The following is a 15011-nucleotide window of genomic DNA, read 5'->3' on the forward strand; positions in this document are numbered from 1 at the left end:
CAAAAACGATAAAAAGCAAAGACTGATTCCCCTTATTTCAAGCTTTTGGCATAGAAGAATCAGCTTTGCTTTAAATGATTTTATAAATCAGGCCTAGTTTGTTTTTATTTTATAATTTAAGTTTGGTATCTTTTGCCAGCGGTCCTTAAGGAAACGAACCACCATTTTCGGTTCCCGGGCCCGGTTAAAGATACCTTTTTTGTTGCCTTGAACCCGTTGAACGCCAACTTTGGTTTGGAAGTCAGCAAAATTCCAAAGCTGCTCGCCGACAAAGTTATCCACTTGGTCAAAGACTCGAGACATCATGACATAGTAGTCCCATTGGAATTCCTCTGTAAAGGGTTGCCGCTCGATGGCATGGAGGCCAGCAACCGTATCGACCCCGTATTCCGTGTACATGATAGGTTTATCTGGATAGAGGGCTTGCCAGTCTTGTAATTCTTTTAGGCTCAAGTCTTCAGCTAAGTCAAAATTAGCGGTTTGGGTATACCAGCCGTAATAGCGATTAAGACAAATAACATCAACCAGGTCAGAACATTGGTCAGTCTCTGGTGTGGATAAGAGAATATTGATCATAGTTAGGGGACGTTTTTGGGGGTCGAGCGACCGAGCTAAATCAAAGAGTGGCGCAAAATAATCGTGAGCTTCAGGGTTGAAGGTAGCTGCTTCATTAGCCAAGGACCACATCACTACACAAGCATGGTTTTTATCTCTTTGAATCAATTCGCGGATCACTTGTTCATGGGCGGCTTGGGTATCGAGTTCTTGGAAAGTATCATCGCGGTAGGTTTTGGGGTCAAAGTTAGACATATTAAAACCAAAGGAGGACATAATCCCCACTCCAGTAGTTTCATCGATAACAACAATCCCTTCCCGGTCACAGAGCCTCATCATTTCCTCAGAGTAAGGGTAGTGGGAGGTGCGGATGGAGTTGGCCCCCATACTTTTTAAGAGGTTGATATCTAAGACATTATAAACAGGATCATAACCACGACCATGGGCATAGCTATCTTCATGTTTACCACAGCCTTTGAAATAAAAGGGTTCTTGGTTAATTAGAAATTGGCCATCTTTGACTTCCACCTTGCGAATACCAAATTCTTGCGAGTATGTATCTAGCAGTTCTCCCTCTCGGTAGAGGTCGACTTGGGCGGTATAGAGGTAAGCATTGAGTGGTTGCCAGAGATGGGGTTGGTCCAGATAAAATTTGCTCTCATTAGCCGCTCCTACTGCAACTAGCTTTTCAGCTTGGTCATAAATTTTCACCTGATAAGACAGGTCTTCCTTGGCTTGTGAATCGATGGTGACATCGAAGCTAACTTTAGCTTGGTCTAAGGAATCATTTAATTCAGGTAGGATGGTGAGGTCACTTAAGCAGGCAGCTTTTGAGCTGGTATAGATGACAATGGAACGGTTAAGCCCAGCGTAATTGAAGAAATCAAAGTTTTCATCCAGGTCTCGATGGATCTTTCCTTGGTCGTCTTTCTCTTCACGGTAGTGGCCTACGGGTAGGGTGGTGTGGTCAAGAATATTGGAAAGCAGGACAGTTAGACGGTTAGGTTTAGTAAAAGAAACCGCGTCCGTAATCTTGCACTCAAAGGGAGTAAAGCCGCCTCGGTGGTGGGCCACTTCTTGACCATTGACATAGACCCAAGCTTGGTGGGTTGCCGAGCCGAAGCGGAGAAAAATATCCTGGTCAGCCAAAGTCTTGGGGAGGGTGAAGTCTCTTTGGTAGTAAAAGTAGCCGACATGGTTGCGAATGGCTGGGTCAGCCACTTGGTCATTGAAGGAGGCAGGGACCGCAACACTTAGCCAATGGTCTAAGGGGTCCTTAGGGTCATAACTTTCTCGGTCTTCTTTAATACGGAAGCGCCAGTTGCCATCGAGCGATAAGACACTACGACATGAGTTGGTTTGTGGATATAACATCTTCATTTCCTTTCTATAGATTTTCTCTTAGCCGGCCTGTAGGTCATGATTGGGAAAATCTTCTTGTAATTACTTTAACAGGACTTTTGCTGAAACAGAAATAAAAGTGTCAGCAAAAAATAAATCGTAATATTTACGATTTACTATTGACTTCGATCGGAAGAATCGATAATATAAATCGTAAGAGTTACGATTTAAAAATTAAGAGGAGGAAATCAAGTGAAAAAATCGGTTAAAAGCCTAATCTTCAGCATGTTTTTACTCGCTTTATTAGTGTTTACTGGTGCTTGTACGAAGAATACTGGGGATAAAGAAGTCAAGGGGCTAAATATTGTCACTAGTTTTTACCCAATTTATGAAATGACCCGGGCGGTTTCGGGAGACTTGAATACGGTGCAAATGATTCAAAGTGGAGCCGGTATTCATTCCTTTGAACCCTCAGCCAATGATATTGCTGCCATTGAAAAGGCAGATGTCTTCGTTTATCACTCGCGGACCTTGGAAGGCTGGGCCAAGAACCTTAAGGAAAACCTGAAAGATTCTCCAGTCAAAGTTATCGAAGGATCAGAAGACTTAACACTAGACAAGGTTCCTGGCTTAGAAGACCTCGACCCTGGACAAGAAGTCGATGAAAAAACGCTCTATGATCCCCACTCCTGGCTTGATCCGGTACTTGTCGGTCAAGAGGTGCAAAGTATTGCTAAGCAATTAAGTGCAATTGATCCTGACCATGCAGCAATCTATCAAAAGAACGCTGATGACTATCAAGCTCAGGCCCAAGAGCTAGTGGATAAATACCAAGATCAATTTAAAGAGCTCAAGCAAAAAACTTTTGTCACCCAGCACACGGCTTTTTCTTATTTAGCTAATCGCTTTGGCTTACAGCAATTAGGCATATCGGGGATTTCACCGGACCAAGAGCCAAGTGCCCAGCAAATGGCTGAAATTCAAGACTTTGTAAAAACTTACCAGGTCAAGACCATTTTCGTTGAGCCTCAAGTGTCTACCAAAATTGCTGAGGTCATTTCCCAAGCAACGGGGGCTCAATTGGATACCTTAAGTCCCTTGGAAGCTGACCCCAAAAATGACAAAGGGCTCTTAGGTAATATCGAGATGAATTTACAAACCCTCTTAAAGCATTTACAAGAAGATAAAAAGTAGAAAGTGAGTGAATAATTGTGGAGAAGAAAAACATTAAGCAAGCCATTCTGGCCTGCTCAGCCTCAGCGCTCTTATTAGGAGGGGGCTATTATTGGGGTTACTCCCAGGGGCATTCAGGCAATGAATCGGCGATTAATTATGTTGCTGACCAAGGCTTGGGAAAAGATGGGGCCGAAGCCAAGAAATTATCTCATGCGGATGATGAAATCGAAGCGGAGCAAATCGTGGTGAAGATCACTGATGATGGCTATGTTACTTCTCACGGTGACCATTTCCATTATTACAATGGTAAGGTTCCTTATGATGCCATTATTAGTGAAGAATTGATTATGCGAGACCCCAACTACAAACTCCGTCAAGAAGATATCGTTAACGAAGTTCGGGACGGCTATATCATTAAGGTTAATGGGAAATATTACCTCTATCTAAAAGATCCTAATAAGGCTGTTAATGTGCGCAGTAAGGAAGAAATTGAAGAGCAAAGAAAACTGCACAATGTTAAAGAAGACGGTAGCCACGGAGGACATACCATGACTAAGGCTGAGGCCCAAGCTGTCCAAGCAGCTAAAGCCCAAGGCCGTTATACTACCGATGATGGTTATGTTTTTACTGTAGGGAGCATTGTTCAAGATACTGGGGACGCTTATATTTGTGCCCATGGCGACCACTTCCACTATGTACCTAAGGCAGATCTTTCTCCAGCGGAACGGGCGGCCGCAGCGGCCTATATGGCAGGAAGATCAGGATCTTCTCAACCAGGATCAGCGGGCCCTTCGCATAGTAGTGGACAAAGCATCGTTAGCCAACGTTTAAATAATAGTCCTTATGCTGGCCTAGTGAATGGGAATAATAGCTGGCAAAACCCACAGGGATCAACGGGTAAAATAAGTCCCCAAAATCAAGCCAACCAAGAAGCTCAGCAAGCGAGTCAGGGACAGCGCTCTGGCTTAGACGGTTTATTAGACCAACTCTATAAACTGCCAATGAATCAACGCCATGTAGAGTCCGATGGCTTAGTTTTTGATCCGGTAAAAGTCACCAAAAGAAACAATTTCGGCTATGTCCTCCCCCATGGCGACCACTTCCATATTATTCCTTTTGATCAACTATCTGATTTGGAAATTGCGGCCACTGAAGCTTATTTAAAGGCTGGGAACTACAACTACCAAGCGCCTAAAGACCATTCAAAAACGACAGCATCGAATAAGAAAGCACAAACGGGGCATCAGCCTGAGAAAAAAGATCAAGCATCTCCTGGGCAAAAAGAGCCAGCAGGACAGAAAACCCATGAGCATGGACAAGGCAATAAAGATCAAGGAAAGGATCTTTCCCCCTTAGAAGAAGCGCGGCGTCAGGGACGATATACTACCGATGACGGGTATATTTTTACCCCTGAATCGATCGTTTCCGACCAAGGCGATGGCTATATCTGTCAGCACGGCGATCATTTCCACTATGTCCCTAAGGATGATTTAAGTGCTAATGAGCGCGCTCAAGCCAAGGCATATCTTAATAAGAAGAGCGGGCAAGCTGGAGCACAGCAAGACCAGACTGAGAAGGTCATTAGGCCCTTAGACCCAGTTCGCCCGCAAGTGAATAAACCAGGCTTTAAACCTAGCCAAATCGATCATCCCAAAGAAGCAAAACCACAAGTGCAAAAAGATCTCAATGACAGTCCGGCAAATACTCAAAAATCACTAGAGCAAATGTTGGATGAACTTTACTCTCTTCCTTTAAAAGAACGCCATAGGGAAGGGGATGGCTTATTATTCGATCCGATGAAAGTCACGCGTAAGACAAATTTTGGCTACGTTCATCCCCATGGTGACCACCACCATGTGATTCCTTTGCAAGAATTATCCGCTCTTGAAATTGCTGCAACGGAGGCTCATCTCAACAATCCTTCTTATACATACCAAGCTGGGAAAACCGATCAGGAAAGTAAACCTTCAGATTCCCATGGTGAAGAGATAAATCATCAAGCAGATGAGTCTAAAAACCAAGCAAGCCAGGTTGACGATAGCCAAGAGGAGAAAGACCAAAATAAGGTAAACTTCCTTGCTCTGGCTCAAAAAATCGATAAATCCGCCAAAGGGAAAGATCATAAAGCCTATACCACTGATGATGGCTATCGCTTTAGCCCAGAGTCGATCGTAGAGTACGATAGTAACGGTTTTATCACCCAACACGGTGATCACAGTCACTATGTTCCCTTTGCTGATTTGGATGATGAAGAGATCCGTCAAGCACAGGATTATGTCAATAGCGGGAAAAAGGAAATTAAGTTTATCGAAGCAAGTCAGGATTCTGCTGATGAAATCGATAAGAAACTTTCTTTAATCGTCCTGGAAAGTGGGGTTAAGAAGGCCGATCTTAAAGTAACCGGCAATAAAGTCATTGTTCCGCATGGTAATCATAGTCATATGAAGAATTTATCGGACTATCCTTCCTACCTAAGAGCGAGTGATTTTTCTACTGCTGAAGAATATAAAGACTATATTTTAGGATTAAAATTGAGTCAGTTCAAATTGGAACATGGTCTCCAAGACAAAGAAGTTTTACGTGATGGTGATCAGTTACTTGCTGTTCTCGCGGATAAAACGATTGCTAAAAAACTTGATGATATTGCTTTGCCAATCGACTATGAAACTGTTTCATTTAGCTCTTCTAAAAATGACCAAGATGAGAAGAAGGAAGAAATTGTAGCCGAGCAGCCACAAGCTACCCCTATCCCTGAAGGGCTCTTTACCCCTCAGCAATTGGCAGCTGTGAATATACAGATGGCTTATCCGGAAAGAGAAGAAAATGGGGTCTTCTTGGTTTACCATATTGACCACTGGCACAAAATCGAAGATATCCATTTAAATGCTTGGTTTAACCAAGATAAGGAAAAAATCGAAAAGGCTAAGGCAAGTATGCGTTATTTAATCGCTCATCCTGAAGCTAAAATGCCGCCTAAAAATGGTTTTGGTGTCCCTCATAACCACTCAGAGGATGACAAGGATTTCTATGTGACCTTTAATGGTAAAAAGTATAAGGCTTTCGGTAAGGGGCTCCAAGTAGGGCCTTATAATACCGGTTCTGAAGGCTATGTTTTCAGTAAGGATAATATCTTAGGGGTGGATGACCATGGTGTAACCACTGCGCACCGAGAAGATGGCCATGCCCATACCCACTATATTGAATTTGGCGAATTAAAGGCCTATGAACTTGCCCAAGTGGAAGAATGGATGGAAGAACAGGGAATAGCAGTTGAAAAGACTAAGGATCAAAGCCCTCAAATCGATCCGGAAAGTGTTGTGCCTGACAAGCGTGATGACCGTTACGTCTTCGAAGGTGACAATGGTAAGGAATTTTATGTCTATAAATTTGAATTAAGACCGGAGCAAATTGCTGCCGTCGAAGCGGTCTTAACCAGAAAGACACTTGATCCTCAAGCAGTATTAGGCAAGGATGCAGATGGTTACCACTTTAAAGTGAATGGAGAGTCGGTGGTCTATCCAGCTGAAGCTTTATCCGATTATCAAGTTGAAAAAATTGAACGACAACTTTTCTTGAAGAATTTCCAAGCAGATAAAGTGCATAGCCGCTTTTCACACGGATACCTCTTCCAATTTGACCAAGGTAACCAGTACTTCAGTCAGTCTGAACTTTCAAAAGAACAAATTACCGCGGTAGAAAAAGTCTTGCAGCAAAGAGATAGCAAGACCCCAGAAAAAGAGCTAGCCACCGATTCAAAAGTAGCTACCGGGCAAAAAAACGATGCCGAACGGATTGAAACGGCAAAGGAAGCCTTTCTCGCTACTCATGGCTTTAATCCGGAAGAAGTAAAATCCAGGACAGCTGGAGGCTACATCTTTGAAATCTTCGGCACGGAATACAAGCTGACAGTTTATAAACCAGAAACTGGACAGGCTAAAAAGGCCAGTGAATTAAGTTCTGACCAAGTTGCTGCAGTGGAAGCAGTGCTCAAATCGCGTGAGCAAGAAAAGGCTAACTTAACTTCTGAGAGCGATCACAATCCGTCCTTAGATAATAGTGAGGAAAAGAAAGATCTAGCAGAAAATGTGCATACTGAAACAGTAAATTCAGAAAATACTGAAGTCGAAAAAATCAATGACAAAGAAGTTTTGCCAGAAAACAGTGAGACCAACCTGACTACTGAAGTCAAAGCGGCAAACTAAGCAGAGAAAATTCAGTATTTAATCGCTTAGACATTTGCTGAAGTCACAATACTAAGGCAAGAGGCTCCCTTTAAAGTTAACTTTAAACAAGTTAAAACTTTAGGGGGAGTTTTTTTCTTAGCCCTTCGCTTATCAACCGCTTTCATTATCAGTTAAATTTGCTATAATAAGCTCTGGTAAGCTTTATTAAATATGAATTAGTCATGAGAGGAAGGAAAACAATGATTTTTGTAGATAATAATAATCACTACGATGCTTCGGTTAATATTGCCTTGGAGACCTATTTGGTTGAAAACCGTCTGGTCGATGAACCCATCCTACTATTTTATATCAATGATCCTTCGATTATTATTGGACGCAACCAAAATACTTATGAAGAGATTAACCAACGTTATGTGGATGAGCATAATATCCAAGTGGTTCGTCGCATGTCCGGTGGGGGAGCGGTTTATCATGACCGAGGTAACTTTTCCTTCTGCTTTATTAAAGATGATGATGGCAGTTTCCGTGACTTTGCCTCCTTTACTAAACCGGTGATCGATGCCCTCCATAAGATGGGGGTGGAAGGCGCTGCCCTAAAGGGTCGTAATGACTTAGTGATTGGCGACCAAAAATTTTCTGGTAACGCTATGTACGCTAAGGACGGTCGGATGACTGCCCACGGGACCATTCTATTTGATGCGGACTTAAATGAGGTCAACAATGCCCTGAAACCCCGTAAAGAAAAATTCGAATCCAAAGGGATTAAGTCGGTTCGCTCACGGGTAACCAATATCAAACCCTTTGTCGACGAGGAGTACAAGAACCTTTCCACAGAAGAATTCCGTGACCGGATCCTACTCGAAATCTTTGGGGTTGAAAGTCGTGAAGAAGTGCCTGAGTTAAAATTAACCCCTGAAATTTGGCAAGGAGTTATGGATTTACGGGCTGAACGGATGGGAAACTGGGAGTGGAATTATGGCCAATCCCCTGACTTTGATATCCAAGGTTCACATAAATTCCCCTTCGGCTTTGTGGACTTGCGTTTGAATGTTTCTAAGGGAGTCATTAGCCAAGCAAAGATCTACGGGGACTTCTTCGGTCTAGGAGAAATTTCTGATGTGGAAGAAACCTTGGATGGTGTCAAATACGACCGTCAAGCCATGGTTGATGCCTTAAGTGATCTAGACTTAAATAAATACCTCGGTGATGTCACTGCGGAAGAATTAGTGGATATTGTTTTCCAAGAAGCCTAGAAAATGCCTTCTTGGGGATAATTTGAGGAAAAACGCTAAAACCGTCTGTATGAGAGAGCGGTCTGTGGATAAAAACTGAATAATTGAACAGGAGCTGTTGCTAAGTGGAAAACTCTGCCTAACTGATAGGTAGGCAGTCCCCAGTCACAGCTCCTTTTTGCGTGTTTCCATTTCTTTAGAAAGACTTTAGAATTGCTTGGGAATCTATTGAGAAGCGGCTGGCATAATAAACAGTGTCAAGAAGAGATCAGATATGAAAGTGAGGGATTAGCATGGAAGAAGTGCTAAGAGTTGACCAGCTGACCAAGACTTATGGCAAGCAAGTAGCCTTAGACCAAGTGTCTCTAAGTCTTAAGGCAGGAGAAATTTATGGCTTAATTGGCCGTAATGGGGCAGGAAAAACCACCCTGCTCAAAGCAATTGTCCGTTTGATCAAACCAAGCTCGGGTAAAGTGTCCTTGTTCCATTCAGGAAGTAGCCGGGAGTGGACCAAGGCCTTGGAACGCACCGGGGCAGTCATTGAAAGTCCCGTCGCCTATGACGCCTTAACTGCAGAGCAAAATTTACACTATTATTGTAAATTACGTGGGGTGGTTGATGAGGATCGGGTGGTAAAGGAAACCTTAGACTTGGTTGGCCTGACCCAAGACCGCAAGAAAGCCTATAAATCCTTTTCTATGGGGATGAAACAAAAATTAGGCATTGGGATTGCCTTATTAACCCAGCCTGACCTACTAATTCTCGATGAACCCATTAATGGCTTAGACCCGATTGCCATCAGCCATTTCCGTCAATTAGTTAAACGCTTAAGTCAGGAAAAGCAAATGACTATTATCATTTCTAGTCATATTCTTTCTGAACTTTATCAAACGGCTAGCCGCTTTGGCTTCATTAACCAGGGGCGACTTATCCAAGAATTGACTAAAGAGGAATTTGAGCAAATGAACCGGGAGTATATTGTCTTACAAACCAGTCAAGTTCCCCAGGCCAGCCGTTTATTGTCTGAACAAGGGCAATCGAATTTTAAAGTGGTGGATGAAGAAACCATTCATATTTTCACCTCTGACCAAAAGATTCAACCTTACATGAGGCTATTTAGTCAGGCAGATGTGCCTATCGATGCCATTTATTTTTCTCACAAAAATTTGGAGGATTATTTTACTGGTATTGTCGAAGAGAAAGGAGACCAATAGACCATGTTAAGAGCAGATTTTTATCGATTATTTCATAGCAAGGGATTTTACATTACCCAGCTGGTTTTGATTCTGGTGGTCGCCTTTTGTGTCTGGGATAAGGGCGTTTTCTCGATGACAGTCTCTGAGCAAAACGCTCAGGAAATCGCCCAAAGAACCGATCTTATCCGAGAAATGGCCTGGACTAGTCACCAAGCCGTTATGGCGATGTCAACTATGGCCGCCTTTCTAATCTATTTCTCTCTCCCTCTCTTTTATATGACCGTGGGGGCCGATTTAAATAGCGGCACCTTAAAGAATATTATTAGTAGCGGGATGCCCAGGACCCATTATTTCTTTTCTAAGTATTGTGTTTTCCTCATGGTGACAGCCCTGCAATTCATCTTCTATTACGGAACGACCTACCTGGTAGCGGGATTTACGAATGGCTTTGATGCCTTGAGCTTAGAGTGGCTCAGTGATTTTATTAGGGTGTTTCTGGTGCAGTATCTCTCCCTCCAAGGGGTTTTTGCGGTGACGATGCTGGTTATTTTCCTAACCCTCTCCAATGTGTGGAGTATCTTAGCGACTATTGTCGTGCCCTTGGTGCTAACAGTCGTTCAGATTGCCTACTTTACTGAAAACAAAATTTTCGCCTACCTGAATTTCCAAAGTATGCTCAACCAAGCCGGAGCCTTAACTTTGGACAGTGAATTTTTCTTAGAATTTACTCCCCTAGCCCTCTTAGTGATTGCGGCTTGTCTCTTGATCGCCCTAGTGTCATTTAAACAGCGCGATTTCTAAAAACGACCAATAGATGAGTAATGAAAAACCGACCGCTTCGATTTAGAATAAGCTTCTAAATCTGGTCGTCGGTTATTTTTTAATTTTTAAGTTGACTGGCTGGCCAAGTGATTTGGCTGGTGAAGGTCCCTTTTTGGTAGGTCATGGTAAGTTGTCCCTTAGTGAGATCGACTAACTCTTGGATGATAAAGAGGCCCAAACCTGAGGAAAGTTGGTCGTTGGCAAGGTTTTCTGCGTAGAAACGCTTAGTTAATTGGTCTAGATGTTGAACGGCTTGCTGACTTTGATTGGACATGGTCAAGCGGACCTTATCCTGGTCTTTTTTGACCTGGATACTTAAGGTGGAGTGACCATGCTTAATCACATTACCCAGTAAATTATCCAGGATCCGGTTCAAAAGGTCCGGGTTATTGTCAATATAACAAGCTTCCTCTATGGCTAAGTGAATCTGAAAATCAGCATTCAGTCGGTCGTAGTAATGGAGTAAGTTTTCCTTTACGACTTGACTGAGGTCTACCGGTTTGAGCTGGACTTGTACCTGGCCTTCAATGAGTTTTTGATAGCTGAGTAATTCTTCTAAACGATAGGCGACTTGGCTGAGATGTTGGTTTATTTTCAATAACTTTTCTTTTTCGGTTGGTTCTAAACTGCTTTCTGAATCTAAGAGCTGCTGGCAGTAGCCACTGGCGACAGTGAGGGGAGTGCGAATATCATGGGCAATATTATGGATAGCTTGATCGAGACTATTCTTTTCTTGGAGGTTTTTAATCCGCAAAGTTTGCAAGTCATCGAAAAGCTGGTTGGCTTCCCTAACCACTTGATGGACCGCTTTATCATTTAGAGAACTTGTAAGCAGGCGGTTGGATTGTTCTTTTCGGCGGTAGGCCATGTCCTGGCTTAGATCCTGTAAGGCCCTTTTTACTTTCAGATAGCGGTAGAGCAAGAATAGAAATAATATGCTTACTAGAAGGGTCAATCCTGGTCCCCCCTTGCTAGTCTGACGCCGATCCCCCAAATGGTTTCAATATAGTCCTGGCTGGGATCTAATTGACCGAGTTTCTTACGGAGGTTGGAAAGGTGGGTGTTTAAGGTGTTGTCCTCGGCGATATATTGAGCCTGCCAGATAGATTCATAGAGTCGTTCCTTGGTAAAAATTTGCTTGGGATGACTGAGCAATTTGTGAAAGATCTTGGCTTCGATTTTAGTTAGGCGGATAGCTTCTTGGTCGGTATAGATCAGAAACTGCTGGGGATCAAAGTAGATGGCTTGAAAGTGAATGACTTGGTCAGACTGGTCTTTTATTTGTGAATGGCTTTGCCGCAATTGCACCGTAATCCGGGCTAAGACTTCTTTATTATTAAAGGGCTTAGTGATGTAGTCATTGGCTCCTTTTAAGAGATATTCACTGACCAGGTCCTTATCTCCCAGGGCAGTCAGCATGATGACGGGGATTTGGCTCTTTTGGCGAATATAGCCTAGGATTTGGTCGCCTTTCATACCAGGCAGGAGAATGTCTAGGAGGACGAGGTCAATGTCCTCTTGGTCAAAGAGTCGGATGGCCTCAGTTCCGGAAAAAGCTTGTTGGATTTGGTAATCCTTAGACAGGAGGTCTTTAAGCATTGTGTTAATGTCATCATTATCTTCCACAATCAGGATTTGTGTCATGCAACCACGCCTTTCACTTGATTTTACCAGTATTGTAACATGGACTAGGCTGATTATTCTCTTATTTCTCGGTCGAAGTTTATAATAGAAGGCAGAAAGAGGAGTGATGACCATGTCTTTAACCCTAGTTCAAAGAGAAGAAACCAAAAAAGCACTTAAAACGGCCTTTACAAAGACTGGATTAAGCAAGCAGGAGCTGGCTGAGACTCTGGAAACCAGTGAAAGTTACCTGGACCAGGTCTTTCAATTACAAGGCCAACGTTTAGAAGATGCCTGGATCTTAAAAAATTATCTCAATGGCCACTTAAGAGACCAGGGCCAAGAGCCAGTGACCTTCCAAGCCCTGGGTGGTGATTACCATAAGTATTGGTTCTTAGATCCTAAGCTGATTGAGCGTGGTCTATTAGATTAAAAAAAGGCACTTCCACTAGTCTCGGGAGTGCCTTTTTTGTAGCGGGTTGAGGGCTAGTGAGAGTGCTTATTCAAATGATTTTATTTCTTTATTCATTAGGAAGTGACCAGTCTAAATCAGGTCCAACCGGTACGATACCATTAGGATTAATGGTAGGATGACTGGTGTAATAGTGTTCCTTAATGTGAGAAAAGTTTACCGTTTCTTTAACTCCCGGCCATTGATAGAGCTTGCGGGTGTAGAGCCAGAGGGCTGGGTAGTCAGTTAAGTTTCTGATATTACACTTGAAGTGGCCGTAATAAACGGAATCAAAACGAACCAATGTAGTAAAGAGCCGCCAATCGGCCTCTGTGATTTGGTCACCAACTAGGTAATCCTGTTGACTTAAGTGGTCCTCTAGGCGGTCCAATTCCTTAAACAATTGGTCGACTTCTTCCTCGTAAACGGATTGCTTAGTTGCAAAGCCGGCCTTGTAGACCCCATTATTAACCTTAGGATAAATTTCATCATTCCATTGGTCGATTTCATCGCGCAAGTTTTCCGGATAGTAGTCACCTGCTTTTGCGCCAATATCGTCAAAGGCTTGGTTAAACATCCGCATAATTTCGGAAGACTCGTTATTAACAATGGTATCGGTCTTCTTGTCGTAGAGAACGGGAACCGTGACCCGACCGCTATAATTAGGGTCAACATGGGTATAGATTTGATAGAGATAGTCAGCGTCAAAGAGGGGATCCTTGATCACACCATCTGCTTCTTCAAAAGTCCAGCCGTTTTCGCCCATATGGGGATGGACAACCGAGATTGAAATCATATCTTCTAGCCCCTTGAGTGCCCGCATAATAAGGGCACGACTGGCCCAGGGGCAGGCATAGGACACATAGAGGTGGTAGCGGCCAGCTTCAGCCTTAAAGCCACCCTCCCCAGTGGGCCCGGGTGAGCCGTCTTTAGTAATCCAGTTTCTGAATTGGGAGTCTTTGCGGACAAAGTGGCCCCCAGTACTTTCGGTATCGTACCACTTGTCATACCATTTACCGTCAACTAATAATCCCATCGATTAATCGCTCCTTTTACTTGTCTTTAGGTCATATAAGCTTCTTATTTACTATATAAGACCAATCTCTAAATGAAAAATGATTTGCTCCTTTTTCTTGTATGGGTAAAAAACCAAGAAATGATTTAATGTCAGAGAAAATAATGGTAAAATGTTCAGGTACTCAAAGTAATTTAATTAAAAAGGATGATGAATATGTCAAGAGTTGTTGGGACAGTATCACGTGGCCTACGTGCACCCATTGTAAAAAAAGGTGACGACTTAGCTCAAATTGTTGTAGATACAGTCACTCATGCAGCCAAAGAGGCGCCCTTTACCATTCATGACAAGGATATTGTGGCCATTACCGAATCAATCTATGCCAGAGCCCAAGGAAATTATGCCAGCTTAGATGCTGTCGCTAAGGATATCCACCAAAAATTCCAATCAGAAAGTATTGGTGTGGTATTTCCAATTAATAGTCGGAATCGTTTCTATAATATTCTCCAAGCCGTTGCCCGGGCAACTAAGAAAGTTGTAATCCAACTCTCCTACCCAGCTGATGAAGTGGGCAATGAATTAATCAGTGATGAAGCCCTGGTGAAGTCGGGCGTTAACCCTTGGACCGATACCCTAAGTGAAGCAGAATTCCGTTCGCACTTTGAAGAAATCAAACATAAATTTACTGGGGTAGACTATGTGGCCCTTTACCGCGAATGCGTGGAAAAAGAAGGCGCTGAATGTGAAATTATCTTTTCTAACCAGGCCCAAGCCATTCTTGACTATACCGATGCTGTCTTAGTATCGGATATTCATACCCGTTTCAAAACCGCACAAACCGTTAAAGAAGCTGGGACTAAGACTGTTTACCGTTTAGATGAAATCTTAACCCAGTCAGTCGATGGTTCCGGTTATAATGAAGAATACGGTTTACTAGGAACCAACCTCTCTGGGGGCAATGAATTAAAACTCTTCCCGCGTGATTCCAAATCCTTTGTCTATGATGTGCAAAAGCGCTTATTAGAAGCTACCGGAAAGAAAATTGAAGTCATGGTCTATGGAGACGGTGCTTTCAAAGATCCAGTGGGTCATATCTGGGAACTGGCTGATCCAGTCGTTTCCCCTGGTTATACCAGTGGTCTTGAAGGCACTCCTAATGAAGTGAAATTAAAATACTTGGCTGATAACGAGTTCAGTGATCTGAGCGGACAAGCCTTAGAGGACGCCATCACTGACTATATTAGCCAACATGACGATGTGGATAGAGATGGTAAAAATGTCAGCCTAGGAACAACACCACGGCAAATTACTGACTTAGTAGGTTCCTTATCTGACTTAACCAGTGGTAGTGGGGATAAAGGAACTCCAATTGTTTACATCCAAGGTTACTTTGATAATTTATCCAATGAAGATTAA

11 protein-coding genes are annotated in these 15011 nt (G+C 43.0%); 7 read left to right on the forward strand and 4 right to left on the reverse strand.

The features are described from left to right. Window positions 1–93: 93 nt before the first annotated feature. Complete coding sequence (uidA, locus tag AWM73_RS01110; RefSeq protein ID WP_060777690.1) at window positions 94–1929, reverse strand: beta-glucuronidase; 1836 nt, start codon at window positions 1927–1929, stop codon at window positions 94–96. Between the two features lie 252 nt (window positions 1930–2181). Here uidA and AWM73_RS01115 point away from each other — a divergent pair, with 252 nt between their 5' ends. The 5 genes from AWM73_RS01115 to AWM73_RS01135 all read left to right on the forward strand — a co-directional run bounded on the left by AWM73_RS01115 (window position 2182) and on the right by AWM73_RS01135 (window position 10485). Beyond that, window positions 2182–3090, forward strand: coding sequence for a metal ABC transporter solute-binding protein, Zn/Mn family (locus AWM73_RS01115; RefSeq protein ID WP_060779039.1), 909 nt, complete (start codon window positions 2182–2184; stop codon window positions 3088–3090). A gap of 17 nt (window positions 3091–3107) precedes the next feature. Beyond that, a complete protein-coding gene (locus AWM73_RS01120) occupies window positions 3108–7274 on the forward strand; it encodes a pneumococcal-type histidine triad protein (protein ID WP_060777691.1) in 4167 nt (1388 codons plus the stop codon). A gap of 221 nt (window positions 7275–7495) precedes the next feature. Further along, the gene (locus AWM73_RS01125; protein ID WP_060777692.1) at window positions 7496–8509 is read left to right on the forward strand and encodes a lipoate--protein ligase; all 1014 of its coding nucleotides are present in this window, start codon (window positions 7496–7498) and stop codon (window positions 8507–8509) included. Window positions 8510–8781: 272 nt separating this feature from the next. Further along, window positions 8782–9702: an ABC transporter ATP-binding protein gene (locus AWM73_RS01130; protein WP_060777693.1), complete on the forward strand. Its 921-nt coding sequence runs from the start codon at window positions 8782–8784 to the stop codon at window positions 9700–9702. A gap of 3 nt (window positions 9703–9705) precedes the next feature. Next, on the forward strand, window positions 9706–10485 hold the full coding sequence (locus AWM73_RS01135) for an ABC transporter permease (protein ID WP_060777694.1): 780 nt from the start codon (window positions 9706–9708) through the stop codon (window positions 10483–10485). Window positions 10486–10564: 79 nt separating this feature from the next. Here the strand turns inward: AWM73_RS01135 and AWM73_RS01140 are convergent, their stop codons facing one another. Then, complete coding sequence (locus tag AWM73_RS01140) at window positions 10565–11461, reverse strand: sensor histidine kinase (RefSeq protein WP_060777695.1); 897 nt, start codon at window positions 11459–11461, stop codon at window positions 10565–10567. Further along, window positions 11458–12150, reverse strand: a complete 693-nt coding sequence (locus AWM73_RS01145; protein ID WP_060777696.1) for a response regulator transcription factor — start codon at window positions 12148–12150, stop codon at window positions 11458–11460. The genes AWM73_RS01140 and AWM73_RS01145 overlap by 4 nt, the downstream gene beginning before the upstream one ends. Window positions 12151–12262: 112 nt before the next feature. Here AWM73_RS01145 and AWM73_RS01150 point away from each other — a divergent pair, with 112 nt between their 5' ends. Continuing rightward, window positions 12263–12562 carry a DUF2316 family protein gene (locus tag AWM73_RS01150; protein WP_060777697.1) on the forward strand — a complete coding sequence of 100 codons (300 nt, stop codon included), beginning with the start codon at window positions 12263–12265 and terminating at the stop codon, window positions 12560–12562. Window positions 12563–12650: 88 nt separating this feature from the next. On the opposite strand, the gene AWM73_RS01155 is transcribed toward AWM73_RS01150, so the two are convergent. Continuing rightward, a complete protein-coding gene (locus AWM73_RS01155; protein WP_060777698.1) occupies window positions 12651–13616 on the reverse strand; it encodes a glutathione S-transferase family protein in 966 nt (321 codons plus the stop codon). Window positions 13617–13811: 195 nt separating this feature from the next. Here AWM73_RS01155 and AWM73_RS01160 point away from each other — a divergent pair, with 195 nt between their 5' ends. Beyond that, on the forward strand, window positions 13812–15011 hold the full coding sequence (locus AWM73_RS01160; protein WP_060777699.1) for a coenzyme F420-0:L-glutamate ligase: 1200 nt from the start codon (window positions 13812–13814) through the stop codon (window positions 15009–15011).

Origin of the sequence: Aerococcus urinae (assembly GCF_001543175.1) — a bacterium.
Taxonomy (GTDB): Bacteria; Bacillota; Bacilli; order Lactobacillales; family Aerococcaceae; genus Aerococcus; species Aerococcus urinae.

Coding starts and splice junctions, on each gene's coding strand:
- AWM73_RS01130 (WP_060777693.1), top strand. CDS start 8,782: ATGGAAGAAGTGCTAAGAGTTGACCAGCTGACCAAGACTTATGGCAAG.
- AWM73_RS01155 (WP_060777698.1), bottom strand. CDS start 13,616: ATGGGATTATTAGTTGACGGTAAATGGTATGACAAGTGGTACGATACC.
- AWM73_RS01125 (WP_060777692.1), top strand. CDS start 7,496: ATGATTTTTGTAGATAATAATAATCACTACGATGCTTCGGTTAATATT.
- AWM73_RS01150 (WP_060777697.1), top strand. CDS start 12,263: ATGTCTTTAACCCTAGTTCAAAGAGAAGAAACCAAAAAAGCACTTAAA.
- AWM73_RS01135 (WP_060777694.1), top strand. CDS start 9,706: ATGTTAAGAGCAGATTTTTATCGATTATTTCATAGCAAGGGATTTTAC.
- uidA (WP_060777690.1), bottom strand. CDS start 1,929: ATGTTATATCCACAAACCAACTCATGTCGTAGTGTCTTATCGCTCGAT.
- AWM73_RS01145 (WP_060777696.1), bottom strand. CDS start 12,150: ATGACACAAATCCTGATTGTGGAAGATAATGATGACATTAACACAATG.
- AWM73_RS01160 (WP_060777699.1), top strand. CDS start 13,812: ATGTCAAGAGTTGTTGGGACAGTATCACGTGGCCTACGTGCACCCATT.
- AWM73_RS01115 (WP_060779039.1), top strand. CDS start 2,182: ATGTTTTTACTCGCTTTATTAGTGTTTACTGGTGCTTGTACGAAGAAT.